Origin of the sequence: Vibrio sp. Sgm 5 (assembly GCF_026241575.1) — a bacterium.
In the GTDB taxonomy this organism is placed as follows: domain Bacteria; phylum Pseudomonadota; class Gammaproteobacteria; order Enterobacterales; family Vibrionaceae; genus Vibrio; species Vibrio jasicida.
This window is the reverse complement of the sequence record NZ_JAPHPY010000041.1, coordinates 15,868-38,142: the sequence shown is the minus strand read 5'-3', so window position 1 is coordinate 38,142 and position 22,275 is coordinate 15,868. Positions and strand designations below refer to the sequence as shown.

Genomic DNA, 22,275 nt, shown 5'->3' with positions numbered 1-22,275 from the left:
TTTCAAAATGCAAAAGACCGCCAATCGGCGGTCTTTTTTATTGTCAGCAAAGCATCTCTTTGTCAGTAACCTTAGAATGCTTTTACATACCTAAGCTTGTTGGTATTTCTGCTTACCAGAATCGAATACCGCGATGGCCATTCCAGAAATTAGCCCCACTAAATGCGCCGTATTGGCAATGGCCATAAATGGTTGTACAAAACCTAATACCAGCCACACCAACATAAAACCAATAATCGGTTTTGGTAACGTTAATCCAAGGTGAGGTAAGCGGTAACCAAGAATCCATAAGTACCCCAACAAAGCGTACACCACGCCAGATAAGCCGCCAAAGTTTGCACCTTCGACATAAAACTGACCCGCGCCAGATAGGGCAGCTGAGATAACAAAGAGCTGTAAGAGCTTACCGGAACCTAAGCGACGTTCAATATCCCCACCAAATTGCCACCACCAAAGCAGGTTAAAAACAATGTGTGTTATCGAAAAGTGCAACAGTGCATGACTTATCCAACGCCACAATTGCCATTGCTGTCCTTCAAATGCAGGAAAGTGCAGCCAATCAAATACACCTCGTCCAAAACCGAGTAGTTGAAGCAAATAAATAGCAGCACAAGTGATCATTATCGCGAGCGTAACCGGACCTGCTTTCGCTTTGATCATGCCCATGATGCTTGGACTCGCATAATGAAACTTACTTTTTCGCGTATCGGCAACGTTCCACGAAGCGGCACTGTACTTAGGATCAGAAGGGTTGGCTAAGAACTGTTTGAGTTCTGCTTCAACTTCAACTTCGTGCTGCGCATCCGTCAACCAAAGCGCAAACTGCCCTTCACCTTCCGGCATGATTTGGATATCAACCTGGCGTGATGCCATGTAATCGATGAAGGCTTGCGCCATACGTGGGTTATTTAACGTTACCAATCTTTTCATTAACTTCTCACTATCGGTAGTTCTGCTCGTTGCCAGGCTTCAAAGCCACCATCAACACTGTACACCTGTTCGAAGCCTTGGTTAACCAAATATTGTGCTGCACCTTGGCTACTAATGCCGTGATAGCACATTACTAGAATAGGCTGTTCAAACTCGACTTCGTCCATAAACGACACGATCGAATCGTTAGTAAGGTGAAATGCCGATTCTGCATGAGCGACTGCGAAGGATTGAGGATCGCGGATATCAACAAGCCGAGCTTCACTTTGCTCAAGTAATGTTTGCGCGCCTTGTACATCGATATGTTGAAACTGGTCCATTTGCTTTCTCATTGTCTTATTAATATACCCAAGCAACCTCATGGCACTGAAATTTAGGTGCTTAAAGTCACTTGCGTATAGTGACGCCATTGTAACCTATCCAAAGCCAAACTTAGACACAGAGATAGTCCGGTCATTTTAAACTGTTCACATTACAACCATTTGTGGATAAAGCTGTGAATTGCGTTGATAAAGTATATTTTGATCTTTTGATCCACAAGATGTAGTGATGATCTTGATCTAACTGTGTGTATATTTAGAACTATCCCCAGCAGTAAAACCACGACAAAGCCTTATTTTGTCCGGCTTTCGAACAGTTGATGAATAATTACTTCACAGAGTTATGCACAGGCAGCACAGATAAAATAGATCGCAAACGCTATCGATTTTGGATCGGAAATAAAAAAGCCGAGATCACATGATCTCGGCTTTCTATGAAAATCTTACTTTATATTAGAAGCAGAAGTTAGAACTCACCAACAGCAAGTTTCAGTTTCTTCATTGCGTTCTTTTCTAGCTGGCGAATACGCTCAGCAGAAACACCAAACTCATCAGCAAGGTCTTGCAGTGTTGCTTTCTCATCGTCTAACCAACGAGAACGAACAATACGTTGACTGCGCTCATCCAGACTTGCAAGCGCATGGCCTAGACGGTTATTGGTGTGTGTTTCCCAGTTTGCTGCTTCAATGTTATCGGCAACATCAGATGATTTGTCTTCTAGGTACACCATTGGTGCTGTGTACGAATTTGAACTGTCGTCATCATCCATTGGCATATCGAACGTTGAGTCCACTGCCGCTAGACGGGATTCCATTTCTCGTACTTCTGAAGGCTCAACACCTAGCTCACGTGCTACTGTTTCTACTTCACCGTTGTTAAACCAGCCTAAGCGCTTCTTAGACTTACGTAGGTTGAAGAACAGTTTACGCTGCGCTTTGGTTGTCGCAATCTTCACGATACGCCAGTTACGTAGCACGTATTCATGGATTTCTGCTTTGATCCAGTGAACAGCGAAAGACACCAAACGCACACCCACTTCTGGGTTGAAACGCTTGACCGCTTTCATAAGACCGATGTTGCCCTCTTGAACTAGGTCTGCCATTGGCAAGCCGTAGCCTGAGTAGCCACGAGCAACGTGAACAACGAATCGTAGGTGTGACAAAATCAGGCCTTTCGCCGCATCTATCTCACCGTTGTAGTGTAATCGTTCTGCCAGCCCACGCTCTTCGTCTGGTGTCAGCATTGGGTAGCTGTTTACAGAACGAATATAGCTATCAAGGCTATCTTGCGTGACTAGAGCCATCGGATACGCTTCTTTTGTCATTCAATTCCTCATCAATCTCTGATCTGGAGCATTACATTGCAATTTAGCTTGGCCATCTTGAACTCAAAATGAACAAGTTTCAAGAAGGGCGAGTAATTATCCATAAACAAATGGTCTATACAAGGGGTAAAAATTAGCTTGTGCTAATAAATTCCAAGTATAAGACCCTTATCACCTAAACTGGTTCAATTTCTTTCAAGTGACGCTGCGCTGAAAAGCGCGCGGCGATACAACCTAGCAAGCTACCAGTGATGATCAACAGTAGAGATTCATCCCAATTCAAGCCAATCAAACGAAATTGGCTATCATATAACGATGCCAATTGCTCAACTGCGTTATTCATGACAACCGTAATCAATGCCGTCACTAACCATGCAATGGTCGCCCCAAGCACACCAAACCACATGCCAGTGTATAAGTAAGGACGAAGAATGAAACTGTCGGTCGCACCAATCAGCTTCATTGTCTGAATCTCTTCTTTGTTTGCCAACACATTAAAGCGCAATGTATTGCCGACGATTAAAAATACAGCACCCAACATCAGCACTGTCAGGGTAATGACAATAATGCCAGCAAGGGTTTTTATTGCATCAAGCCGTGCCAACCAATCTTCATCTAGTCGAACATCTGTCACGTCTTGTTGCTCACGAACTTGTTTAGCAAGCGACTGAATTGCGCTTTTTTGTTCTGAATCAGGCGTAATCACCAACACGCCAGGCAAGGCATAACCACTTAATAGGCTTAGTGCTTGGTCAAACCCTGCGTACTGGCTTAAATCAGATAGACCTTGTTGCGGAGAAATATATTCCACCTCTTTTACAGAAGGCCATGTTTCAATCTGATCTTTGAGCACCATAACGCGCGCGTCAGGCATCCCTTCGACTAAGTAGGCACTCACTTGCGATGGTGATGCAACATCTTGTGCTGCACCAGCCACATTCTTACCTAATAAATACAAACAAGCTGGCATTGCTAACGCCATGGAGATAACAGCCAAGGTCAGAATGTTACCTAAAGGACGACGCCATAATGCGCCGAAAGAAGATTTAGCTTGTTTGATATGAACAGAGAAAAAACCATCGGTATTAGCACGCTTGGCACTGCGACCTTTCCCTTTCTTTTGGGTGCGCTTGTTACCTACCATAGTCTTCTACCTCACTTAGGAAGCCTTGGTTCAATTCGAAATGACGATATTGTGGGCGAGTGTTTACTAACCCGATATCGTGCGTCGCTAGGAGAATCGTCACGCCAGCACGATTAAATTCTTCGAACAATCGCAACACACGGTTGGACAGTTCTGGATCAAGGTTACCGGTTGGTTCATCCGCCACTAACAGCGTTGGTCGATTAACGACAGCGCGTGCAATACCTACACGTTGTTGCTCACCACCTGATAGTTGACTTGGCAAGCAACGGGCTTTATCGAGCAAGCCCGTTTTATCTAGCGCCGCAGAAACACGACGTTTGATTTCATTTTCAGAAATCGATTCTATGCGCATCGGCAGCGCGACATTATCGAACACGCTGCGATCCATCAATAAGCGATGATCTTGGAAAACAATCCCGATATTGCGGCGCAAAAACGGAATGTCTTTGTTAGAAATACGTGTGATGTCATGACCATTAAAATGGATTTTGCCATCAGTAGGACGTTCTATCGCACATATCAGTTTCAGCAAGGTACTTTTACCTGCACCGGAATGCCCGCCTAAAAAAGCCATTTCTCCGCGTCGAAGGTGAAAGTCGACTTTCTGTAATGCCTGTCGCCCACCTCGGTAAGCTTTACTTACCTGCTGAAATTTGATCACCGTTGATTTCCTCTAACTCTAATTACTCTTCACGACTAAACAGAGCGTCAATGAACTCTTGAGTTTCAAATGGACGCAAGTCTTCGATACCTTCACCAACACCAATGTAGCGAATTGGAATTTCGAACTGATCAGCAAGAGCGAAGATAACGCCACCTTTCGCTGTTCCATCCAGCTTAGTCAATGTAATCCCGGTTAGAGGGGCAACATCACTGAAAAGTTTCGCTTGGCTAATGGCATTTTGCCCAGTGCCTGCGTCTAGCGTCAGCATGATCTCATGTGGTGCAGAGTCATCAATCTTCTTCATGACACGAACAATCTTACGCAGCTCTTCCATCAGGTTAGCTTTATTTTGTAGACGACCTGCGGTATCGGCAATCACCACATCGACGCCACGCGCTTTTGCCGCTTCAATCGCATCATAGATAACCGAAGCACTGTCTGCGCCAGTGTGCTGAGCAATCACAGGAACGTTGTTACGCTCGCCCCATACTTGTAGCTGTTCAACCGCTGCAGCACGGAAGGTGTCGCCCGCCGCCAGCATGACTTTCTTACCTTGGCTTTGGAACTGCTTCGCCAGCTTACCGATTGTGGTTGTTTTACCGACGCCGTTAACGCCAACCATCAAGATAACGTAAGGGGTTTTGCTGCTATCAATTTCAAGTGGCTGTTCTACTTTCGCTAGAATTTCTGCCATCTCTTCTTTTAACAGGCCGTAGAGTGCTTCGCCGTCCTTCAAATCACCGCGTGACGCTTTTTCGGTCAAGTTATTGATAATTTTCGTCGTGGTGTTCATACCCACGTCAGCGATAAGCAGCTGTTCTTCTAATTCTTCGAAAAGGTCTTCATCGATTTTTTTACCGCTGAACAAACCGAAGAAACCCGCACCAATGTTTGCCTTCGTGCGACTTAGGCTGCGCTTAAGGCGAGCAAAAAAGCTCTCCGTTGGTTTTTCTTGTTCTTGAACACGAGGCGCAACCGGTACTTGTGGCTCTTCTGCTTCTGCTTCTGCTTCTGCTTCTGCTTCTGCTTCTGCTAGGACAGGTTCAACCTTCTCCGGCTCTTCTTCAAGTGTGGTTTTCTCTTCTGCTTGTTCGGCAGCCTCTTCCACCGGCAGTTGCTCACCAGCTGGCGCTTCTACTGCTTCTGCTTCTTCTTTTACTGATTCATCTGTTGTCGGTTTTTGGGCCTGTTCTTCATCACCAAAACCTAGCCACGAAAGTAATCCGCGCTTCTTTTTTTCCGTCATCTGGGGCTATCCTAGATTGTGCTCTTATCTATTAATGACTCTTTTCTGACAAGATTATTATCTTTACAGAAAAGGCTAATGACAAAGTTGTGAAAACTTTCCAATTAGGTGAATCTAATCTTATTAGTGTTACACTCTGTCATCTTGAATATTCTGGGCTATATCCAAGCTCAAAGCTTGGGCGATTGGATATAGTATCACTTTATTAGCGGTCAAAAAATCTATGGTAAGACGTCGCCAGCAAAACTCATCACAAAAAAAGCCAACAACGGGCTTTGTTCGCATTATTAGTGGTTTATGGAGAGGTCGAAAACTCCCTGTTCATGATGCAGAAGGATTACGCCCAACCACGGATCGTGTGAAAGAAACCCTATTTAACTGGTTAGCTCAAGATGTGCCGCAAGCGAAATGTCTCGACCTATTCGCAGGTTCTGGTGGTTTAGGCTTTGAGTCAGCTTCTCGCCAAGCAGACCAAGTGACGATGGTGGAACTGAACCCACAAGCGTTTCAGCAATTGCAGAAAAATGTTGCCTCGTTGAATACTAGCAACATTAAAGTCGTCAACACCGACGCACTGAGCTTTTTAAAGCAACCAGGTACACCGCATCACGTAGTATTCATTGATCCGCCGTTTCGCAAAGGCTTATTGGATGAAACCGTGACCTTGCTAGACCAAAACGGCTGGCTTGCAGAAGATGCGATGATTTATATTGAAACTGAAAAAGAGCTAAGTATTGCTGGGCTTCCTGACAACTGGCGACTGCACCGAGAGAAAACCGCAGGCCAGGTCAGTTACCGTCTGTATGAACGCACATCAGCTTAAAGCCCCAATTTAAAAGGATAGTTAAATGAAAGCATTATTGATACTGGCTAAAGCAGCCATCGCCTTCGTCTGGTTCATATTGATCCTCAACTTCTTTATGCCCTTCCCTGGCAAAGCGGCCATTGCGTTGTACATCATGACGGCTTTTCTGTTCATCATGCATGGATTGCAAATGGCAATCTTCATTGGCGCATTTGGCGACAAGATTAAGATGAGCAGTTGGGAAAAGTACTCCATTTTGATATTCGGCATCTTTGCTCTTCTCGATATTCGTCGGAAGCACATGATGTAAAAAGACAAATAAACGAAAGCCGCTCACATGAGCGGCTTTTTTTGTATTCATCAAATTGACGGAGGTTTAGCCCATGTAGCTCTTCACGCCATCGAGGAACATCTGGGTTGAGATCATCACCAACAGTAAACCCATCAAACGCTCAATCGCTTTCAGACCGCGCTCACCAAGAATACGATGGAAGAAACTGTAGAACATCAAAATGAAGAAAGTTGCACCCCAAGCGATCAACACAGCAGCAGACAGCTCCAGAATTTTGTCTGGATGCTGAGAAGACAATAAAAGCAACGCTGCGATCACTGAAGGGCCAGCAATCATAGGAATCGCCATCGGCACAATAAACGGCTCTTCACCTGCAGCAAGGCCAGTAATGCTACCTGCGCTTGGAAAAATCATCTTAATCGCGATGATGAAAAGAATGATCCCGCCAGAAATACTCAGCGTTTCCGGTTGAACATGGAGAAAGCTCATAATGCTTTGTCCCGCAAAAAGGAACAGCATCAGAATCATCAAGGCAAACAGTAATTCACGGATCAGCACCTTACGGCGGCGTTTTGCATCAAGGTGTTTGAGAATGGATAACACAATCGGAAGATTTCCGAGTGGGTCCATAATAAGAAACAGCATGGTCGCTGCTGAAAGAATATCCATGTTCTGGCCTCGACTGAAAATTTGGCGGCCAGTATAACAAAGTGATTCAGTGAAGATATGATAGAAGACGAAATGAATGCTTCGCCTCCATCAACAATTTTTAGCCGCAGCTTAGTGGTTACAAACCCGTGCCATATTCACGACAAACTTACCTTCCAGTTCGCGTACTTTTTCGCGCTTTAGCAAGAATTCTAGCAATGCATCTAAGTCTAGATCATTCAGCTTACAGGTATGGAAACGCACATCTGTACCAAAGTGAGCTGCCAGTTCATCACGATCCATTGGCGTTTCTCGAAGTAGGTTAAGTAAGTTGTGAGCATGAATCTCGGTCATCATCGACTCCAGTTATTAAGTTGAATCCGTCTAGTTTACGCAAAACCTGACCGCTTACTTTGACCTAAATTAGTAAATGATAGATGCAACGATTAATGCATGAGCCAAGAAATAACTGCCACTCACCCAAACATAGGCATGTTTCATCGGTTTACGATAACCATGTATCGCATACGCCAAGGCTGAATAGATCATAACTAAGGTGCCACTAAACCCAAGCGCATTAGCAAAACTCGGTACTTGCAACCAAACTTCCCCCGCCGCCCAAGCAAGCTGAACCAACATGATGCCCATGATCACAACAGGAAAAACCATGGAATCGAGCTGTGGTAGCAATAAGAAGAACGCCACAACACTAGCAGCCAGCAGCAATGCGAGTAACCACCAAACGATTTCCCCATTGAGCTGAACCCAAAATGATTTGCTATAAAGGATTTGAGCGAGTAAGTAGCCCGCAAAGTAGAGTGGCTTGCGAGATTTAAAGGAATGCAGTGTATCGGCAAATACAGAGACCAACAGTCCACCAGCGATCCAGTAGGTAGGTACTGCAGATGCACCTTCAGTCAACGCTAAGATCAAAAGCAACAACAGAGTAAAGATTTTAAATGCCAGAGACTGCGTTGGATTGGCTTGTCTCGCCCCCAACACGGAATATAACCCTGATAGCCCTATCGCTAACCAACTCCACATGCCGTATACACCTTTCACGTAATCTCGCCGCTAGTCTAGGTAGACCAATCTTGATGTAAAGGCATTATCAGCGAAAGTTGGATCTCGCTAGCGAATCACAACATTTTGTAAACGTAACTGGCTCAATTACTGATTATCGTTTTTCTCACAATCATTGAACTGAGCTATCTGAATCTGTTTGTTATCGATAATTTCATCAGAACTCTAACCTTCAGAAATTGAAAAACAAACCATCAATTTGTTCGCTATACAACCGTTACGGGCAAATAACCAACACAAAAGTCAGATCCACCACCTCTGACCACTCAGAAAGGCAAAAATGCCTCCTCCCAACAATACAAACCGTGATTAGCCCAATAATCTGAGAGTATAAAAGTTCAATCAAAAACACATAAGTAACTGATATAAATAAGCATAGATAAGAAAAACCATCAAAACCCAACCTTAACTAGCATGGATTATAGCTACCCCCTTATCGCATTGAGATTTTCTCATCAGATAGGAAAAGTTGAGCACAATAGACGTCTACAAGAGTGACTCTCGTTAACACAAAACATAATTTTCTCAACTTTTGAGAAATTCAGCAAAAATAGCCAACCAACATCCACACTGATACAAGAAACACTATTTCATCATAACATTACTCATATTTAACACTATAAAATCAGTAACTTAAAGACAGAAAGAAGACAAAAACAACAAGTCGAACATTTAAAGAGCAGCACAAAAAACACAGTTTTATTAGTCAATTTAGGGTAAAAACACCCTAGTTAAGTGCGATTTTTGAAAACTTTTCCGCTTTGAAGTTGATCAAAGCTCAAAAACAGTGCTATATTATTTACATCGAGTTCATCAATGATTTTAGGGGTAGTGTTATGATTTCTTCTTCTCAAAAACAAGGGCTGGTAATGATTGCAGTGGTTGTTGGTTTAATGACACTGCCAATGATGTACTAAGTTACTGTTTCCAATAAAAAAGGGACGCTTTCGCGTCCCTTTTTTATTATTCAAATTTTGCTGTCTACAGATGCTTAACTAGTATGTCCCAATGCATGTAGTAAAAACCGAGTGCAGCAAGCGTAATCAAGGCCATTAACAAAATCGCAGCTCGCCAAATAAAGCGTGAACTTCTCGGTGTGAGTTCCTTTTCACACGCATCGCATGCAGCAAGAAAACCCTTTCTGTCATCCAGTTTATAATCCTCTTCGTGGACAACTTTGTTACGGACCGTCGCAATAAAGCGCAGTTTTGCAACGACATCATGCGGTAAGCGTTCTTCACAACTGGTAATCAGTTGATGCAACCCTTTCCCTTCCGCGTGGTATTGAGTACGCAGAAGTTTTTCGATCGTTCGGGTACGCATGACTACTTTCTCAATATCTGACATCGTAACCCTCCTTACTTGACCCTTCCTGTGTCTGTCATTTCATTCTTCTACAAATTCAGAGTTTTTTCGAGTCGTTAAGTGCAAATTTCCTTTTAAATTGTGCTCTTGCACGCATATAAAATGTGAAGTGTGCCGAATAAAACCTACATCCCTTTTACTAGATCACGAATAATTTATCTCAACTCATAGTTTAATCAGGGAGTTCTGTAAAATAGATGCCAATGAAACATTGGAGGTTATCATGCCAATCTCACTTATTTTGGCTCTATTCACCCTGATTGCTCTCGGAGCTTGGGTATTCTTTCGCTTCTACAGCAAGCACTACTTTGGCGAAGACGCGCCTGAACAAAGCGCTCAAGTCACCATACTCGATAAACAAGCGATAGAAGTACCAGAAGCAGAACCTGGACAAGACGATCAGGAATATTGGATTTACGTTCAGCGCGGCTCGATTGGCCCGAAACGCGAGTTTCAAATCGGTGTGCACTATTACCACGCCTTAAACCCTGGTGATAAAGGCACACTGACTTACTGTGGCGATAAATTCCTTCACTTCGCCTTAAAACGCTAATCTAAGGTAATAGCCAACGGGTCTTGGCTGATTTAGAGAACAAGTAACTCATCGCCAAGGCCCCAGCTCCACTCAAAACGATCCAAACTGGTATTACCCAAGCTGGGTGTCCCTGATACCAACCAAACGCTTTCATTGGCCACAAGAAGATTGGGTGCAACAAATAAATTCCTAAGCTGTGCTGACTAATAAAGCTCACCACTTTTTGCACTTTAGGTGTTAGACCTTCACCAAAGTAGCGGCACAGCATAAAGATCATAGACGCTGCGAGAATCACATTCAGTGTTTTGTATGAAAACCAACGACCTACGGTATATTTATCAGCTTCTAAACTGTTGGCCACCACCATGGTAAACGTCACCGCCAACGCCACGAGCCCAAGCCCAGTAAAAATGCTGACAGTGGTGCGATTAAGAGGCACTTTCTTAAACAGCACATAGCCGAGCGGCAAATATCCCATGTAAAGCCAGTATTGATTGCTCCAAGGGCCATCAATCTTAAATAAGAACAAAGTGCTGGTCAGCAGCCAAACAGCAAGATATGCATAGAGAACGTTATCATCGCAGTTACGCACCACCCATTGGAATAACGGAATAACAAAATAGAGCGGAATAAAGTAATAGAAGAATCCGAGGTGATAGTAAGTCGCGTGATGTGGACTGTTACTCACCACTTCTTTAACCGTTTCAAAATCGAAGCCTTGTGCTGTCCAACCCGACAAGTAGGCATAAAACATCGACCAAATAAGAAAAGGTACTAATACTTTGCCTAAACGCCGTTTAACGTAGTACTTGGCATCAAAAGGTCGTGTATCACTGAGCATTAGAGCACCAGTAATCAAAATGAATACAGGTACTGCCCAGCGAGTCACGCTGTTTACCCCGACAGCCGTCAACCATTGGTCAAACGGAATCACTCCCAACTCATTACGATATGGCGCTAGCACATGAATCGCGATCACTGCGATGGCAGCGACACAACGTAATAAGTCGAAAAATAGAACCCTTTCTCTCATACCCTTACCTACTTTGAGTGACTTCACGTTTATAGCATAGGGTAATTTTCATCCAGTTAAATAGTTAACAATCTGTTTTTGCTTATTTTTAACTCAGCGATGACGCGCCAATACCATTGATTTGCAAAATAGGTAGTCACAAATCTCATTGTACAAATGAGATCAGCAGCCCTAAGCTTTCTCGGATATGAAACAGATTTAACCGTTTTATTCCATTAGGATGCTGGACAGATTATTAAGAGAGGTCTTTATGAAGAAAACATTATTAGCGTCACTGGTTTGTGTAGTGGCTTTAGCTGGATGTAATCAAAAGGAAGAGACCGTGGCACCAACACAATCGCAACCGGAAGCGAACCCTATCTGCAGCGCTGAAAACCTTGCTGGCGGCTGGTCACAAGGTGAAGTAACACCTGAAGCTCAGCAAGCACTCGACTTTGTACTTGGTCAGATGAATACCGCGGCTAAGCTAAAAGAGATCTTAAGCGTACGAACTCAAGTGGTGAATGGTCTTAACTACGCCATTGAATTCGAAATGGACAATGGTGAAGTATGGAACACCATCGTTTACCGCTCACTGAAAGGTGATATGGAAATGACGCAACCTGCACAACAAGGTCGTCTTTGCCCATAAACAAAACTCGCTGATTTGCGATACTGAATCGTAAAAACAAAAATGGCTCCCAATATGGAGCCATTTTTTATTTCTAACTCGTAAGCCGATTTAAGCCGTAGCCACTTTGGCCTTTGGTAGCTTGATAGAAATTAGCGTTGTTAGTGCTAAGAAAGCAAATGACACCCACAAACATGCCGCTAGACCCGCTTCTTGGTAAATCCAACCAGACAGAACCGTACCGATCAAACGTCCCATTGCATTCGCCATATAGTAGAAGCCGACATCCAGTGATACTCCATCGCCTTTCGCATAACTAACGATCAGGTAAGAGTGCAGAGATGAGTTCACCGCAAACACAGCGCCGAAAATCATCAAGCCCACCACAATAACAAGCTCTGGTTGCCAACCGATTTGCACGCCATAAGCAATCGCACCAGTGATGACAGCAAGGATACCTGCCCAAATTAATGCCGCGCTGCCATCTGGCACTCGACCTTGCGCTTTACCGGTAATACGAGGCGCAAAGCCTTGAACGAATCCGTAAGCAATCACCCAAGCCGCCAAGAAGCCCCCCACCATCAGGTGATCCCAACCAAACACGCTGCCAAGATAAATCGGAAGAGCAACAACAAACCACACATCACGAGCGCCAAATAGGAACATACGTGCAGCGGAAAGAATGTTCACCGATTCTGACTTAGAGAAAATTTGACGGAACTTAGGTTTGCTCTTCGCCTTACCCATATCCGCTTCTAGCCAGATCAAGCTGCATACAAACACAACAGCCAGCACACTTGCCATGATGACCATCGAAGTTTGGAAACCAAACGCCGACAACAACAAACCACCAACAAAGAAACCCGCACCTTTCAGCGCATTCTTTGAGCCCGTTAAGATCGCAACCCACTTATAAAGTGCACCTTGCTGCTCGTCTGGCACCAAAGTTTTGATCGCGCTCTTGGCACTCATCTTATTTAAGTCTTTAGCAATCCCCGAAATTGCCTGCGCCGCCATTACCCAAGGAATGGTCAACCAAGCATTGGGCACTGCCAACATCAGCAAGGCAAAAATCTGCATCCCTAAGCCGACGTTCATGGTTTTGTTCAAACCAAGTCGAGCACCTAGCCAGCCACCAACCAAGTTGGTCACTACGCCAAAAAATTCATAGAAAAGGAACAGCGAAGCAATGGCTAAGCTTGAGTAGCCTAAGTCATGGAAGTAAAGCACCACCAACATACGGAGTGCACCATCCGTCACGGTGAAGTTCCAATAGTTGAACGTCACCAGCATATACTGACGGATACTTTTGCTTAGTTTTGAAATCATAACGACCTCAGATGTACAGCGTTTAGAGCATTTAGATCATGATATACCAAATGCTCTATGACCTAAACACCAGCATTGAGTCATCTCAATACTGGCGCTAAATTGTGAAACAAGAACAGGTGATACATCTAAAAATTATTTATTAATAAACAATAATTTAAATGTAAAGCCAATAAACAGGAATCACATTAATTGGTAAGCCATTACGGCATAAAGAGAGCTTTTAGATCATGATGTTCCAAAAGCTCTATAAGCTGTTCAAGCGTTTTGAGCCACACGCTCGATGTACTCAACTTGTACTGGCTTTGTGAAAGCACCAGGACGCAGCGCTTGCACTTCACGCACGATGTCTTCTAGCGCCCAATTTTTCTCTAGCAGTAGGTGCGCAGCGAACAAACCTGTGCGACCAGAGCCACCCATACAATGCATGGCAACCTTGCCACCTTGAGCAAGAATCGCGTGCAGCTCAGGACTCGCTTGTGACCATTTTGCAGCGAACTCTTCGTCCGGAGCACAATCATCTTCAATCTCAATTTGGAACCATTTCATGCCCAACTGTTGGGTTAATTCGCCTAACGCAGACACGTCTTTTGCTGCTAATTCAGCATTATCAAGGGCAGTAACAATCGCTTCTACGCCTTGCGCTTTTAGCTGCTCTAGCGAAGCTTGCAGTTCAACACCTTTGGTACCAGGACATGGAGTCAGTACCAAAGCGCCCGTTTCTAAATCTAATTGCCATGTAGGATGAGACATCTTAAAACTCCTTATGCCATACCAACGTTACGAACCAATTCTGCAGTACGCGTCGCGTAACCCATTTCGTTATCGTACCAAGCGTAAATCTTCACCATACGAGAACCCACAACCATGGTTGATTGCGCATCAACAACCGTTGAACGTTGGTCGCCTTTGTAATCGATAGAGACCAATGGGCGCTCTTCAAAACCAAGGATGCCTTTTAGCTCGCCTTCAGAAGCTTCTTTCAGCAGTGCATTAACCTCTTCTGCCGTGGTATCACGTTTCACATCAAAAATGATGTCAGTAAGTGAGGCGTTTGCTAGAGGAACACGAACCGCGTGACCGTTAATCTTGTCTTTCAACTCTGGGAAGATTTCAACAATCGCTTTTGCACTGCCCGTAGTGGTTGGGATCAGACTCATGCCACATGCACGTGCACGACGTAGGTCTTTGTGCGGCGCATCCAGAATCGTTTGTGTGTTAGTTAAATCGTGAATCGTTGTGAATGACGATTGCTCAATGCCCAATTTCTCGTGAATCACTTTCACGACTGGTGCAATACAGTTCGTTGTACAAGACGCTGCGGTTACAATGCGGTGCTGCGCAGGATCGAAGATGTGGTCGTTCACACCCACTACGATGTTAGCTACACCGTCTTCTTTTACTGGTGCGCTAACAACAACACGTTTTACGCCTTGTTCTAGGTATTTGTTTAGGAATGAGGTTTTGCGATGAACGCCCGTTGCTTCAATCACAACATCACATTGACCCCAGTTCACAGCATCGATATCACGCTCTTGTGAAGTCGTGATGCGCTTACCATTAATCACCATGTCTGTGCCTTCAACTTGCACTGCATGATTCCAACGACCTTGAACTGAATCGAACTCAAGTAAGTGACCAAGAGTTGCTGCATCACCCGCTACATCGTTGATGTGCACGAACTCTAGCTCTGGCCAATCAAACGCTGCGCGTAATGCCAAACGACCAATTCGACCGAAACCGTTAATACCTACTTTAATCGTCATAATCTTCTACCTTTAAGCTTTCGCTGGTTAACAGCACGCTGCACGAGCTTTGTCTTGCAAACGTGAAATATCTTCTTGGTACTCTTGCTTCAAGCAGTTCGAGGCTACCAAGTCATCAATCAATTTTTGCATCCATCCCGGTAATTGATCTGACAGCTCGTAGTACACCCATTGCCCCTGGCGTTTATCAACTAAAATACCATTTGATCTTAGCTGAGCCAGATGGCGAGAAATCTTTGGTTGGCTTTCTTGTAGCGCATGAGCTAAATCACCAACACAAGTTTCCCCTTCACGAACCACCAGCATTAAGCAACGCACACGAGTCTCGTCGGAAAGAAGTTTGAAGAACTGATGTGGAAGCATACTTACATACCTATATATGGATATGCATATATAGTTATTTAAAAAGAGGATGCCGTCAAGCGATCGTGCTCGACTGTAATAAAAGTTTAATATTTGATCAGATTAGGCGCCAGAAAAGGTCTGACTCCAGCGCACAGCTTCGCCAAGTTCAGACTTCACATCATCGACAGAAAGACCAAGTTGCTGGGAGAATTGCTCCACGCCAGCCCAGTCTGCACGCTCGTAGCACTCTTCAATTGCCAGTAACGCGCCGTATTCACCTTGGCGATGCAACAAAGCTTGCTGCACGGAAGGACTTAACGGCAACTGCCCAACTAAAGATTCGACAGACAAATCGAGCATGGCATCGAGAATCGATAACAAGCCAACCATAAAACCCTGCTCGTTGAGATGCGAAAGAGGTTGATAGCGCGACATGGCCTCGCAGAATTGTGCTCTTTGTAGAGACAAGTTATATAACTCGCGCGGTTTCGTGCTGGAGATATAAGACGCTACCACTAACGAGACAAACATTTTGAGTTTCTCTTGCCCAAGGTAAATCAAAGCTTGGCGGAATGAAGTGATGGTCACTTCTAGCGTGGTCGATTGCGTGTTCACAAAACGCAGTAACTTGTACGACAGCGTGACATCTTGGGTAATGATGTTTTCAATCCGGTCGAAGTCAGGATCGGGAACACACACTTCTCTAAATAACTTAAGCGCCAGTATTTGCTCAGGGCTCACGTATTTAGTCTGCATCACTTCCGGCTTACTGAAGAAGTAACCTTGGAAGAATTTAAAGCCCGCCTCTTTGGTCGCTTCAAACTCAGCTTCGGTTTCTACTCGCTCAGCTAAGAAATGGTATTTGGTGCGCTTTTTAGTGTGCTTCTTAACTAAGTCGCATGCCTTTTTTAGCCCCATCGCCATGATATCGAGTTTCACGATATGGACATACGGTAAGAAACGACGCCATTCGTCAGTCAACGTGAAGTCATCAAGCGCAATCAAATAGCCTTCACGGTACAGTTCACGAATGGCTTCAAGCAGCTCATCGGTTGGTTGGCAGGTTTCGAGTACCTCAACCACGATTTTGTTTTTCGGTAAGCTTCTAGGCAACCGACGCAGCAAACTTTGGTGAGGAAAATTGATGAAGCATCGTGAAGATGCAATCAGAGGATTGGTTCCGACAGAGAGAAAGTTCTCTACTATCAATCGGTATGTCGCCCTGTTTGAATCGATGTGTGCAGGATAGGCATTACTTTCACCATCACGGAACAACAACTCATATCCCAGCGTCTGTCTTTTTCGATTAAAGATAGGCTGGCGGGCGACATACGCATTTTTCATTCGAAATTATTGTGCTTTTTATAACTTATTACTTAGCTGCCGCTAATAATGCACCACATCCCATGAACATTGAACCGAATACTTTATTAATTTTGCCCATGATCTTATCTGAGCGAATAAAACGCCCCATTTGTGCGGCTAAACTGGTGTAACCCAGCATTACAAAAGCATCAATGGTCACTGTGGTCACACCCAAAACCAACAGCTGAGTCAGTTGGTCTTTCGCTGGGTCAATAAATTGTGGAAACAGTGCCACCAAGAATACGATCGATTTCGGGTTAGTCAGGTTGATAAGAATGGCTTTGTACAAAAGAGAAGTACCTGACATGGTTTGGTGACTTTCGGTCGCAACCAAGCCAGATGTATCACGCCACTTTTGAATGCCAAGCCACACAAGGTAAGCTGCACCAACCCATTTGATCACAGTAAATGCCGTTGCCGATTGCGCGACTAAAGCACCAATGCCAGCGCCAACCAAAGCAATATGAATTGCCAAACCAATCTGTAAACCAACGATAGCACCCAATGACTTACGCGTGCCGTAACTCAGACCATTACTGATCGAGTTGACGGTACCAGATCCCGGAGCCAGACTAAAAACAATTGCTGTTACCACATAGGCCAACCAAACATGGGTATCCATTGCATTTCCTCAATAATTCTTCGATGATACGTCGCGGTAACAACGTATCTTTAGGTAATCGACTAATGGCTATTAACCATTCACCTTTGACTTATACTCAAGAGACTTTATTTGAGCAAGCAATAGGTGGTCCAATCGCAGCACTTTGGCAAGAACGCCAAGAAGGCTTTGTAAAAGGGACAGAGAAAAAGAAAATCTACTGGTGCAAACTCACCAATCCTGAGCACACAAAAGCCGTGCTGATCGTTAACGGTCGCATTGAAGCTTCCTGGAAATACCAAGAACTGTTCTATGACCTATATCGACAAGGTTATGACGTGTATTCGTTTGACCATCGAGGACAAGGTTTATCAGATCGCCTAATTCCAGACTCAGACATGGGTCACGTCTATGACTTTAATGATTACATTGAAGATATGGAATTGGTGCTGCAGCAGCTTGATTTAAGCGGATACCAACAGCGTTTTATCATTGCCCACTCTATGGGCGGTGCGATCGCCACGCGCTATCTGCAAACACATCCAGAACACAACTTTGATGGTTTGATTCTGAGTTCCCCAATGTTTGGTATCAACCTACCTTGGTATCTCAGCCCTATCGCGATTCCGGTCAGCCAAATCTTAGCGGCAGTTTCGACAAAGCCTAGCTATGCTCCGGGACATAAAGCGTATTACACAAAACCGTTTGAAGATAACCCCCTTAGCCAAAGCTACGATCGCTATCATTGGTTCCGTGGTTTATACAACGACAAGCCCGAACTGCAAGTCGGGGGGCCAAGCACACGTTGGGTATGGCAAGGGTTAATGGCTGCTAAGCAATGTATTTTGCTGACACGCCAAATTAAAGTTCCGGTTTTATTGGTTCAGTCAGGTAACGATCGCATCGTGAGTAACGCCGCGCAGCAACGCTTTATCGACAAACTAAGTAAGACCAACCCCAATGCCAGCCTAGTTTCGATTGCTGGTGCAGAGCACGAAATTTTGTTCGAAAAAGACCAGTATCGTAACCAAGCTCTGGACGCTGTCTTTTCCTTTATGCATGCTCAAAGCGCATAAAATGAATTAAAGAGGAAATACGAGGTCTGCGATTTACCCTCTTTTTCCTCCTTATTTTGGCGTAAACTTCATCATGTTCCCCGCACTCGGAGCAGTACGACCTAGTCAATCTACTGCGCTCCGTGTGCAATCAACCTGTTCTACTCTATCCGAACCGTTTACGAGGGCTTCATGAGCACATCGCTACCTTGCAAAGAGATCACTAAAATCGTTGCCTCAGATCTGGATGGCACTTTACTCGCACCAAACCACCAGCTAAGCGCTTACTCGAAAGAGACGCTCAAAGCGCTGCATGAACAAGGCTACACATTTGTCTTTGCAACGGGTCGCCACCACGTAGACGTCGCAAGCATTCGTCGCACGGTAGGTATTCCGGCTTATATGATCACTTCAAACGGCGCTCGTGTGCACGACCAGAATGATCAAGAGATGTACAGCCAGAACGTACCAGAAGATTTGGTGCAGCCGGTGATCGACACGATCAAAACGGATCCTGAAATACTTATCCACATGTATCAAAACGACGACTGGTTGCTGAACAAAGACGACGAACAACTGCGTGATTTCCACGAAGAGTTCACTTACAAGTTGTACGACCAAGACAATGCGCCAACTGACGGCATTGCAAAAGTGTTCTTCACCCACCCAGCGCAAGACCATGAACACCTTGTTACCTTCGAAACGAAGCTGCGTGAACAGTTTGGCGATCGACTAAACATCGCATTCTCAACACCTTGGTGTCTGGAAGTAATGAGTGCGGGTGTTTCTAAAGGTGACGCTCTAAAAGCAGTAGCAGAATCAATTGGTTTGACACTAGAAAACACCATTGCGTTTGGTGACGGCATGAACGACGTAGAAATGCTATCGATGGCGGGTAAAGGTTTGGTGATGGGCACCTCTCACGAGAAAGTGATGAAAGCACTACCAAACAATGAAGTGATCGGCAGCAACGCCGACGATGCGGTTGCACACTACCTGCAAGATCATCTGCTATAACCTGTATTGGCTACCAACAGCAGGTTATCGGCAAAATCACAAAGGGCTGCACTATGCAGCCCTTTTCTTTTATCGCTGACTCGGCAACTTCTCTTTACCGAGGATTGCTTGCCACTCTTCTTCGCTCACCGGCATGATCGATAAGCGATTGCCGCGTTTCACTAATGGCATGTTTTCTAGCTCTGGCATCGCCTTCATGACCGACAACGGAATCAAGCGTTCAGTCTTACGCACAAACTCAATATCCACCATTATCCAACGAGGATTTTCTGGGTCGGATTTTGGATCGAAATAATCGCTCTCAAGGTCAAACTGGAAATGATCGGGATACGCTTCACGAGTCACTTTGGCAATACCTGCCACACCCACGTTCTTACAAGAGGAATGGTAAATCAGCACCAAGTCGTCCAATTTAACTTGGTCACGCATCATATTACGCGCCTGATAATTACGAACTCCCTCCCAACATGAAACCTTTTGGGTTCGAAGCGTGTCAATAGAAAAGGTATCTGGTTCTGTTTTAAATAACCAATATGCCATAATGCCATCCGATGCAGATTGAGTAATGAGGAAGATATAACATGAAGGCTTTGAAAAACCCAGTGGCATTAGCCACACTGCTGGTGCTGCAAGCATGTAGCATGCAACCACAGCAGTCCGATGCAGACACACCAACCACTCCGCCTGCGTCCTTAGATAAGCCAGAAACCATCTTACCTCAAACCTTTATGCTGCGTGGTGAAGTCGTGATTGGGCATGAAAGCCAGTACATCACACCTTGTGGCAGCGACAAACAATACTGGCTGCAACTGTCACCACAACAAATCCAACGTGCAGTGGCCATCACCAACGAACCTTATCAAACCATGTATGGTGAAGTGATTGGTCACCTCAATCCACCAGGCGTCGACGGTTTTTCTGCAGATTTCGATGCTAACTTTGTGGTTGAGCAGGTGAACTTCCTCACCACAGAAAATCCGCATCGCTGCAAACAGACCAGCAAACCTACTCGCGTATTTGGTAATGAACCGTCTTGGGCTGCCAGCTTTGAAGGCAACACACTCAAGTTCCAGAAAATGGGCAAGTCGACACAAACGCTAAAAATCGACAGCAGTAAATTGCAACCTCGTCAGCGTACTTACCAACTGGATGACGGCGAACTGCGCATGACCGAGAACTTGTGTTCAGACACCATGAGCAACTCTCTCTACGGCTGGAAAGCGACACTAGCGCATGACGATAAAACCTACCAAGGCTGCGGTATGGCGGCCAACGTAGACTCAACACTCGAGTGGGTGAACACTTACGTGGCAACATCAACCCAGTCGCAAGGGTTTGAAGTACAAATGACACTTAACAGCGACCACAGTGCGACAACCAAATACAGCTATTCAGACGGGCAACCCCCATTGATTGAACGCGGCTACTGGCAACAACTGAGCCCATCACAAGTTCAAGTATTGATGACTCACCACCAGCAACAACGCTTAATGACCGAGCGCCTATTTACTCGCGAAGGCAACCAGCTGAAAGCAGTCAAAGAGAAAGTGGGCAATTTGGTTTATCCCATTGCCGATGGCGGTTTAGTGCTATATCCAGCAACAGTGCGTCACTCAGGCACAGAACAACCAGCAGCCGAGCGCAACAACGATCCAATTGATGCAGCTGATGTGCCATCCAGTGCCGAATTTAATTCAAAAGTGGATGCGGCGGTACGTAACTACTTTTTCATTAATCAAACCAACCCAAGCAATAACCAATACCGTTGGCTGACCTACGATCTGAATGGCGATGGTGATGAAGAATTACTGGTGCAACTTGATTGGTGTGGCTCTGGCGGTTGTACTCTACTCGTCTTCGAAAACTACGAGAAAGAGTGGCGCTTCAACAGCCGTATGACGCTAGTGCAAAGCCCAATTATGCTTGGTCAACAAACCTCGCACGGCTGGCGTGACCTGATTTTCAATGTCAGCGGAGGCGGTGCAACACCGGGGCAATACGTGATGCAATACACAGGCGTAAGCTACCCAATCAACCCAAGCTTGGCGCCAAAAGCGAGCAAAGAACAAGTCAGCGGTGTGCGTCTGTTCTCAGATGGCATCAGCCCTGTTCGTGATGGAGTGCGCTTGTAATGGCGCAGCCTTGTCCACATTGTGGCTTCCAGTTCAACTGCATCTGTTCACTGCTGCCCAAGTTAAGCAGTCAACACTCGCTGATGCTGTTAATGCACCCTAATGAACTGACGCGCGATACCAACACTGGCAAACTGCTCGCCCAGTGCCAACTGAATGTCACTCAAGTCGTTTGGGACCGAAAAACACCACCAGCGGAGTTATTAGAAACGCTAGCGAATCCAAGCCTACTGCCAGTACTGCTATTCCCAAGTGAAGAGAGCCTGACACTTGAACAAGTGCAGCAACAAACTAACGAGCAAAGCAGACGACCGCTGTACATCATTCTTGATGCGACTTGGCAAGAGGCGCGCAAGATGATCAATAAAAGCCGTTGGCTAGAGGGCGTCGCTATGATGGGCTTAGCCACTCAAGCCGATTCCCAATATCAACTGCGTCGCAACCAGCAAGAAGGTAATCTATGTACCTTTGAAGTGGCTGCCCAATTGCTCGGACAACTCGGTGAAGAGCAAAACCAGAAACAGATGCTGAACTTCTTCGAGCAATACCTTCCTCGTTTCCAAGCCGAGAAAAGTGGTCACGAGTTCAAAGCCTAACATTCTTAAGAATCAAAAAAACGCAGCTCTAACGCTGCGTTTTTTATTGGATGCTGTTTCACGTGAA

26 protein-coding genes are annotated in these 22,275 nt (G+C 45.1%); 8 read left to right on the top strand and 18 right to left on the bottom strand.

The genetic code is table 11. The annotated features are described in order from the left end of the window. Nucleotides 1-90 precede the first annotated feature (90 nt). The 6 genes from glpG to ftsY form a co-directional block, all read right to left on the bottom strand. Nucleotides 91-930 carry a rhomboid family intramembrane serine protease GlpG gene (glpG, locus tag OQJ86_RS19670; RefSeq protein ID WP_038872563.1) on the bottom strand — a complete coding sequence of 280 codons (840 nt, stop codon included), beginning with the start codon at nt 928-930 and terminating at the stop codon, nt 91-93. Next, a complete protein-coding gene (gene glpE, locus OQJ86_RS19665; RefSeq protein WP_038872561.1) occupies nt 930-1,250 on the bottom strand; it encodes a thiosulfate sulfurtransferase GlpE in 321 nt (106 codons plus the stop codon). Before glpE ends, glpG begins: the two co-directional genes overlap by 1 nt. A gap of 466 nt (nt 1,251-1,716) precedes the next feature. Continuing rightward, complete coding sequence (gene rpoH, locus OQJ86_RS19660) at nt 1,717-2,574, bottom strand: RNA polymerase sigma factor RpoH (protein WP_038872559.1); 858 nt, start codon at nt 2,572-2,574, stop codon at nt 1,717-1,719. Nucleotides 2,575-2,749: 175 nt separating this feature from the next. Beyond that, nucleotides 2,750-3,718, bottom strand: coding sequence for a permease-like cell division protein FtsX (ftsX, locus tag OQJ86_RS19655; RefSeq protein ID WP_038872556.1), 969 nt, complete (start codon nt 3,716-3,718; stop codon nt 2,750-2,752). Continuing rightward, nucleotides 3,708-4,382 (bottom strand): cell division ATP-binding protein FtsE, encoded by a 675-nt coding sequence (gene ftsE / locus OQJ86_RS19650; RefSeq protein ID WP_005535654.1) that lies wholly within the window; start codon nt 4,380-4,382, stop codon nt 3,708-3,710. Before ftsE ends, ftsX begins: the two co-directional genes overlap by 11 nt. 22 nt (nt 4,383-4,404) lie before the next feature. Next, a complete protein-coding gene (gene ftsY, locus OQJ86_RS19645) occupies nt 4,405-5,631 on the bottom strand; it encodes a signal recognition particle-docking protein FtsY (protein ID WP_265989539.1) in 1,227 nt (408 codons plus the stop codon). Between the two features lie 223 nt (nt 5,632-5,854). Here ftsY and rsmD point away from each other — a divergent pair, with 223 nt between their 5' ends. Further along, nucleotides 5,855-6,454, top strand: a complete 600-nt coding sequence (gene rsmD, locus OQJ86_RS19640) for a 16S rRNA (guanine(966)-N(2))-methyltransferase RsmD (protein WP_265989538.1) — start codon at nt 5,855-5,857, stop codon at nt 6,452-6,454. Nucleotides 6,455-6,479: 25 nt separating this feature from the next. Beyond that, on the top strand, nt 6,480-6,746 hold the full coding sequence (locus OQJ86_RS19635; protein ID WP_038872549.1) for a DUF1145 domain-containing protein: 267 nt from the start codon (nt 6,480-6,482) through the stop codon (nt 6,744-6,746). Between the two features lie 66 nt (nt 6,747-6,812). Here the strand turns inward: OQJ86_RS19635 and OQJ86_RS19630 are convergent, their stop codons facing one another. The 4 genes from OQJ86_RS19630 to OQJ86_RS19615 form a co-directional block, all read right to left on the bottom strand. Further along, on the bottom strand, nt 6,813-7,397 hold the full coding sequence (locus OQJ86_RS19630; RefSeq protein WP_265989537.1) for a YhgN family NAAT transporter: 585 nt from the start codon (nt 7,395-7,397) through the stop codon (nt 6,813-6,815). A gap of 111 nt (nt 7,398-7,508) precedes the next feature. Continuing rightward, nucleotides 7,509-7,730 (bottom strand): YecH family metal-binding protein, encoded by a 222-nt coding sequence (locus OQJ86_RS19625; protein WP_038872544.1) that lies wholly within the window; start codon nt 7,728-7,730, stop codon nt 7,509-7,511. 69 nt (nt 7,731-7,799) lie between these two features. After that, complete coding sequence (locus OQJ86_RS19620; protein ID WP_038872542.1) at nt 7,800-8,420, bottom strand: lysoplasmalogenase; 621 nt, start codon at nt 8,418-8,420, stop codon at nt 7,800-7,802. 1,020 nt (nt 8,421-9,440) lie between these two features. Then, nucleotides 9,441-9,806 (bottom strand): hypothetical protein, encoded by a 366-nt coding sequence (locus tag OQJ86_RS19615; RefSeq protein ID WP_005430355.1) that lies wholly within the window; start codon nt 9,804-9,806, stop codon nt 9,441-9,443. Between the two features lie 241 nt (nt 9,807-10,047). On the opposite strand from OQJ86_RS19615, the gene OQJ86_RS19610 reads away from it, so the two are divergent. Next, a complete protein-coding gene (locus OQJ86_RS19610; protein ID WP_038872539.1) occupies nt 10,048-10,377 on the top strand; it encodes a DUF2500 domain-containing protein in 330 nt (109 codons plus the stop codon). A gap of 1 nt (nt 10,378) precedes the next feature. Here the strand turns inward: OQJ86_RS19610 and OQJ86_RS19605 are convergent, their stop codons facing one another. Next, on the bottom strand, nt 10,379-11,392 hold the full coding sequence (locus tag OQJ86_RS19605; RefSeq protein WP_038872536.1) for an acyltransferase: 1,014 nt from the start codon (nt 11,390-11,392) through the stop codon (nt 10,379-10,381). A gap of 250 nt (nt 11,393-11,642) precedes the next feature. Between OQJ86_RS19605 and OQJ86_RS19600 the strand changes: the two genes are divergently transcribed. Further along, complete coding sequence (locus tag OQJ86_RS19600) at nt 11,643-12,023, top strand: cystatin domain-containing protein (RefSeq protein ID WP_038896757.1); 381 nt, start codon at nt 11,643-11,645, stop codon at nt 12,021-12,023. A 90-nt stretch (nt 12,024-12,113) separates the two neighbouring features. Here OQJ86_RS19600 and arsJ read toward each other — a convergent pair whose 3' ends face one another. The 6 genes from arsJ to rhtB all read right to left on the bottom strand — a co-directional run bounded on the left by arsJ (nt 12,114) and on the right by rhtB (nt 17,429). Further along, the gene (gene arsJ, locus OQJ86_RS19595) at nt 12,114-13,331 is read right to left on the bottom strand and encodes an organoarsenical effux MFS transporter ArsJ (protein ID WP_020197735.1); all 1,218 of its coding nucleotides are present in this window, start codon (nt 13,329-13,331) and stop codon (nt 12,114-12,116) included. A gap of 258 nt (nt 13,332-13,589) precedes the next feature. Next, entirely contained in the window at nt 13,590-14,084 is a 495-nt protein-coding gene (locus OQJ86_RS19590) for a cyclin-dependent kinase inhibitor 3 family protein (protein WP_042604088.1), read from the bottom strand. A gap of 11 nt (nt 14,085-14,095) precedes the next feature. Further along, entirely contained in the window at nt 14,096-15,097 is a 1,002-nt protein-coding gene (locus tag OQJ86_RS19585; protein WP_039977274.1) for an ArsJ-associated glyceraldehyde-3-phosphate dehydrogenase, read from the bottom strand. Between the two features lie 27 nt (nt 15,098-15,124). After that, nucleotides 15,125-15,460 carry a metalloregulator ArsR/SmtB family transcription factor gene (locus OQJ86_RS19580; RefSeq protein ID WP_005438530.1) on the bottom strand — a complete coding sequence of 112 codons (336 nt, stop codon included), beginning with the start codon at nt 15,458-15,460 and terminating at the stop codon, nt 15,125-15,127. A 102-nt stretch (nt 15,461-15,562) separates the two neighbouring features. Then, nucleotides 15,563-16,786, bottom strand: coding sequence for an EAL and HDOD domain-containing protein (locus tag OQJ86_RS19575; RefSeq protein WP_265989536.1), 1,224 nt, complete (start codon nt 16,784-16,786; stop codon nt 15,563-15,565). A 28-nt stretch (nt 16,787-16,814) separates the two neighbouring features. Then, nucleotides 16,815-17,429, bottom strand: a complete 615-nt coding sequence (rhtB, locus tag OQJ86_RS19570) for a homoserine/homoserine lactone efflux protein (RefSeq protein ID WP_005452019.1) — start codon at nt 17,427-17,429, stop codon at nt 16,815-16,817. A gap of 65 nt (nt 17,430-17,494) precedes the next feature. On the opposite strand from rhtB, the gene OQJ86_RS19565 reads away from it, so the two are divergent. Together OQJ86_RS19565 and OQJ86_RS19560 are read left to right on the top strand one after the other, a co-directional pair. Then, nucleotides 17,495-18,484 (top strand): alpha/beta fold hydrolase, encoded by a 990-nt coding sequence (locus tag OQJ86_RS19565; RefSeq protein WP_038881525.1) that lies wholly within the window; start codon nt 17,495-17,497, stop codon nt 18,482-18,484. 171 nt (nt 18,485-18,655) lie between these two features. Continuing rightward, entirely contained in the window at nt 18,656-19,480 is an 825-nt protein-coding gene (locus OQJ86_RS19560) for a Cof-type HAD-IIB family hydrolase (protein WP_005438534.1), read from the top strand. A 69-nt stretch (nt 19,481-19,549) separates the two neighbouring features. On the opposite strand, the gene OQJ86_RS19555 is transcribed toward OQJ86_RS19560, so the two are convergent. Continuing rightward, nucleotides 19,550-20,020, bottom strand: coding sequence for an EVE domain-containing protein (locus OQJ86_RS19555; RefSeq protein WP_265989535.1), 471 nt, complete (start codon nt 20,018-20,020; stop codon nt 19,550-19,552). 41 nt (nt 20,021-20,061) lie between these two features. Here OQJ86_RS19555 and OQJ86_RS19550 point away from each other — a divergent pair, with 41 nt between their 5' ends. Further along, entirely contained in the window at nt 20,062-21,612 is a 1,551-nt protein-coding gene (locus OQJ86_RS19550; RefSeq protein ID WP_265989534.1) for a COG3650 family protein, read from the top strand. Beyond that, a complete protein-coding gene (locus OQJ86_RS19545) occupies nt 21,612-22,208 on the top strand; it encodes a tRNA-uridine aminocarboxypropyltransferase (protein ID WP_265989533.1) in 597 nt (198 codons plus the stop codon). The genes OQJ86_RS19550 and OQJ86_RS19545 overlap by 1 nt, the downstream gene beginning before the upstream one ends. Nucleotides 22,209-22,275 lie beyond the last annotated feature (67 nt).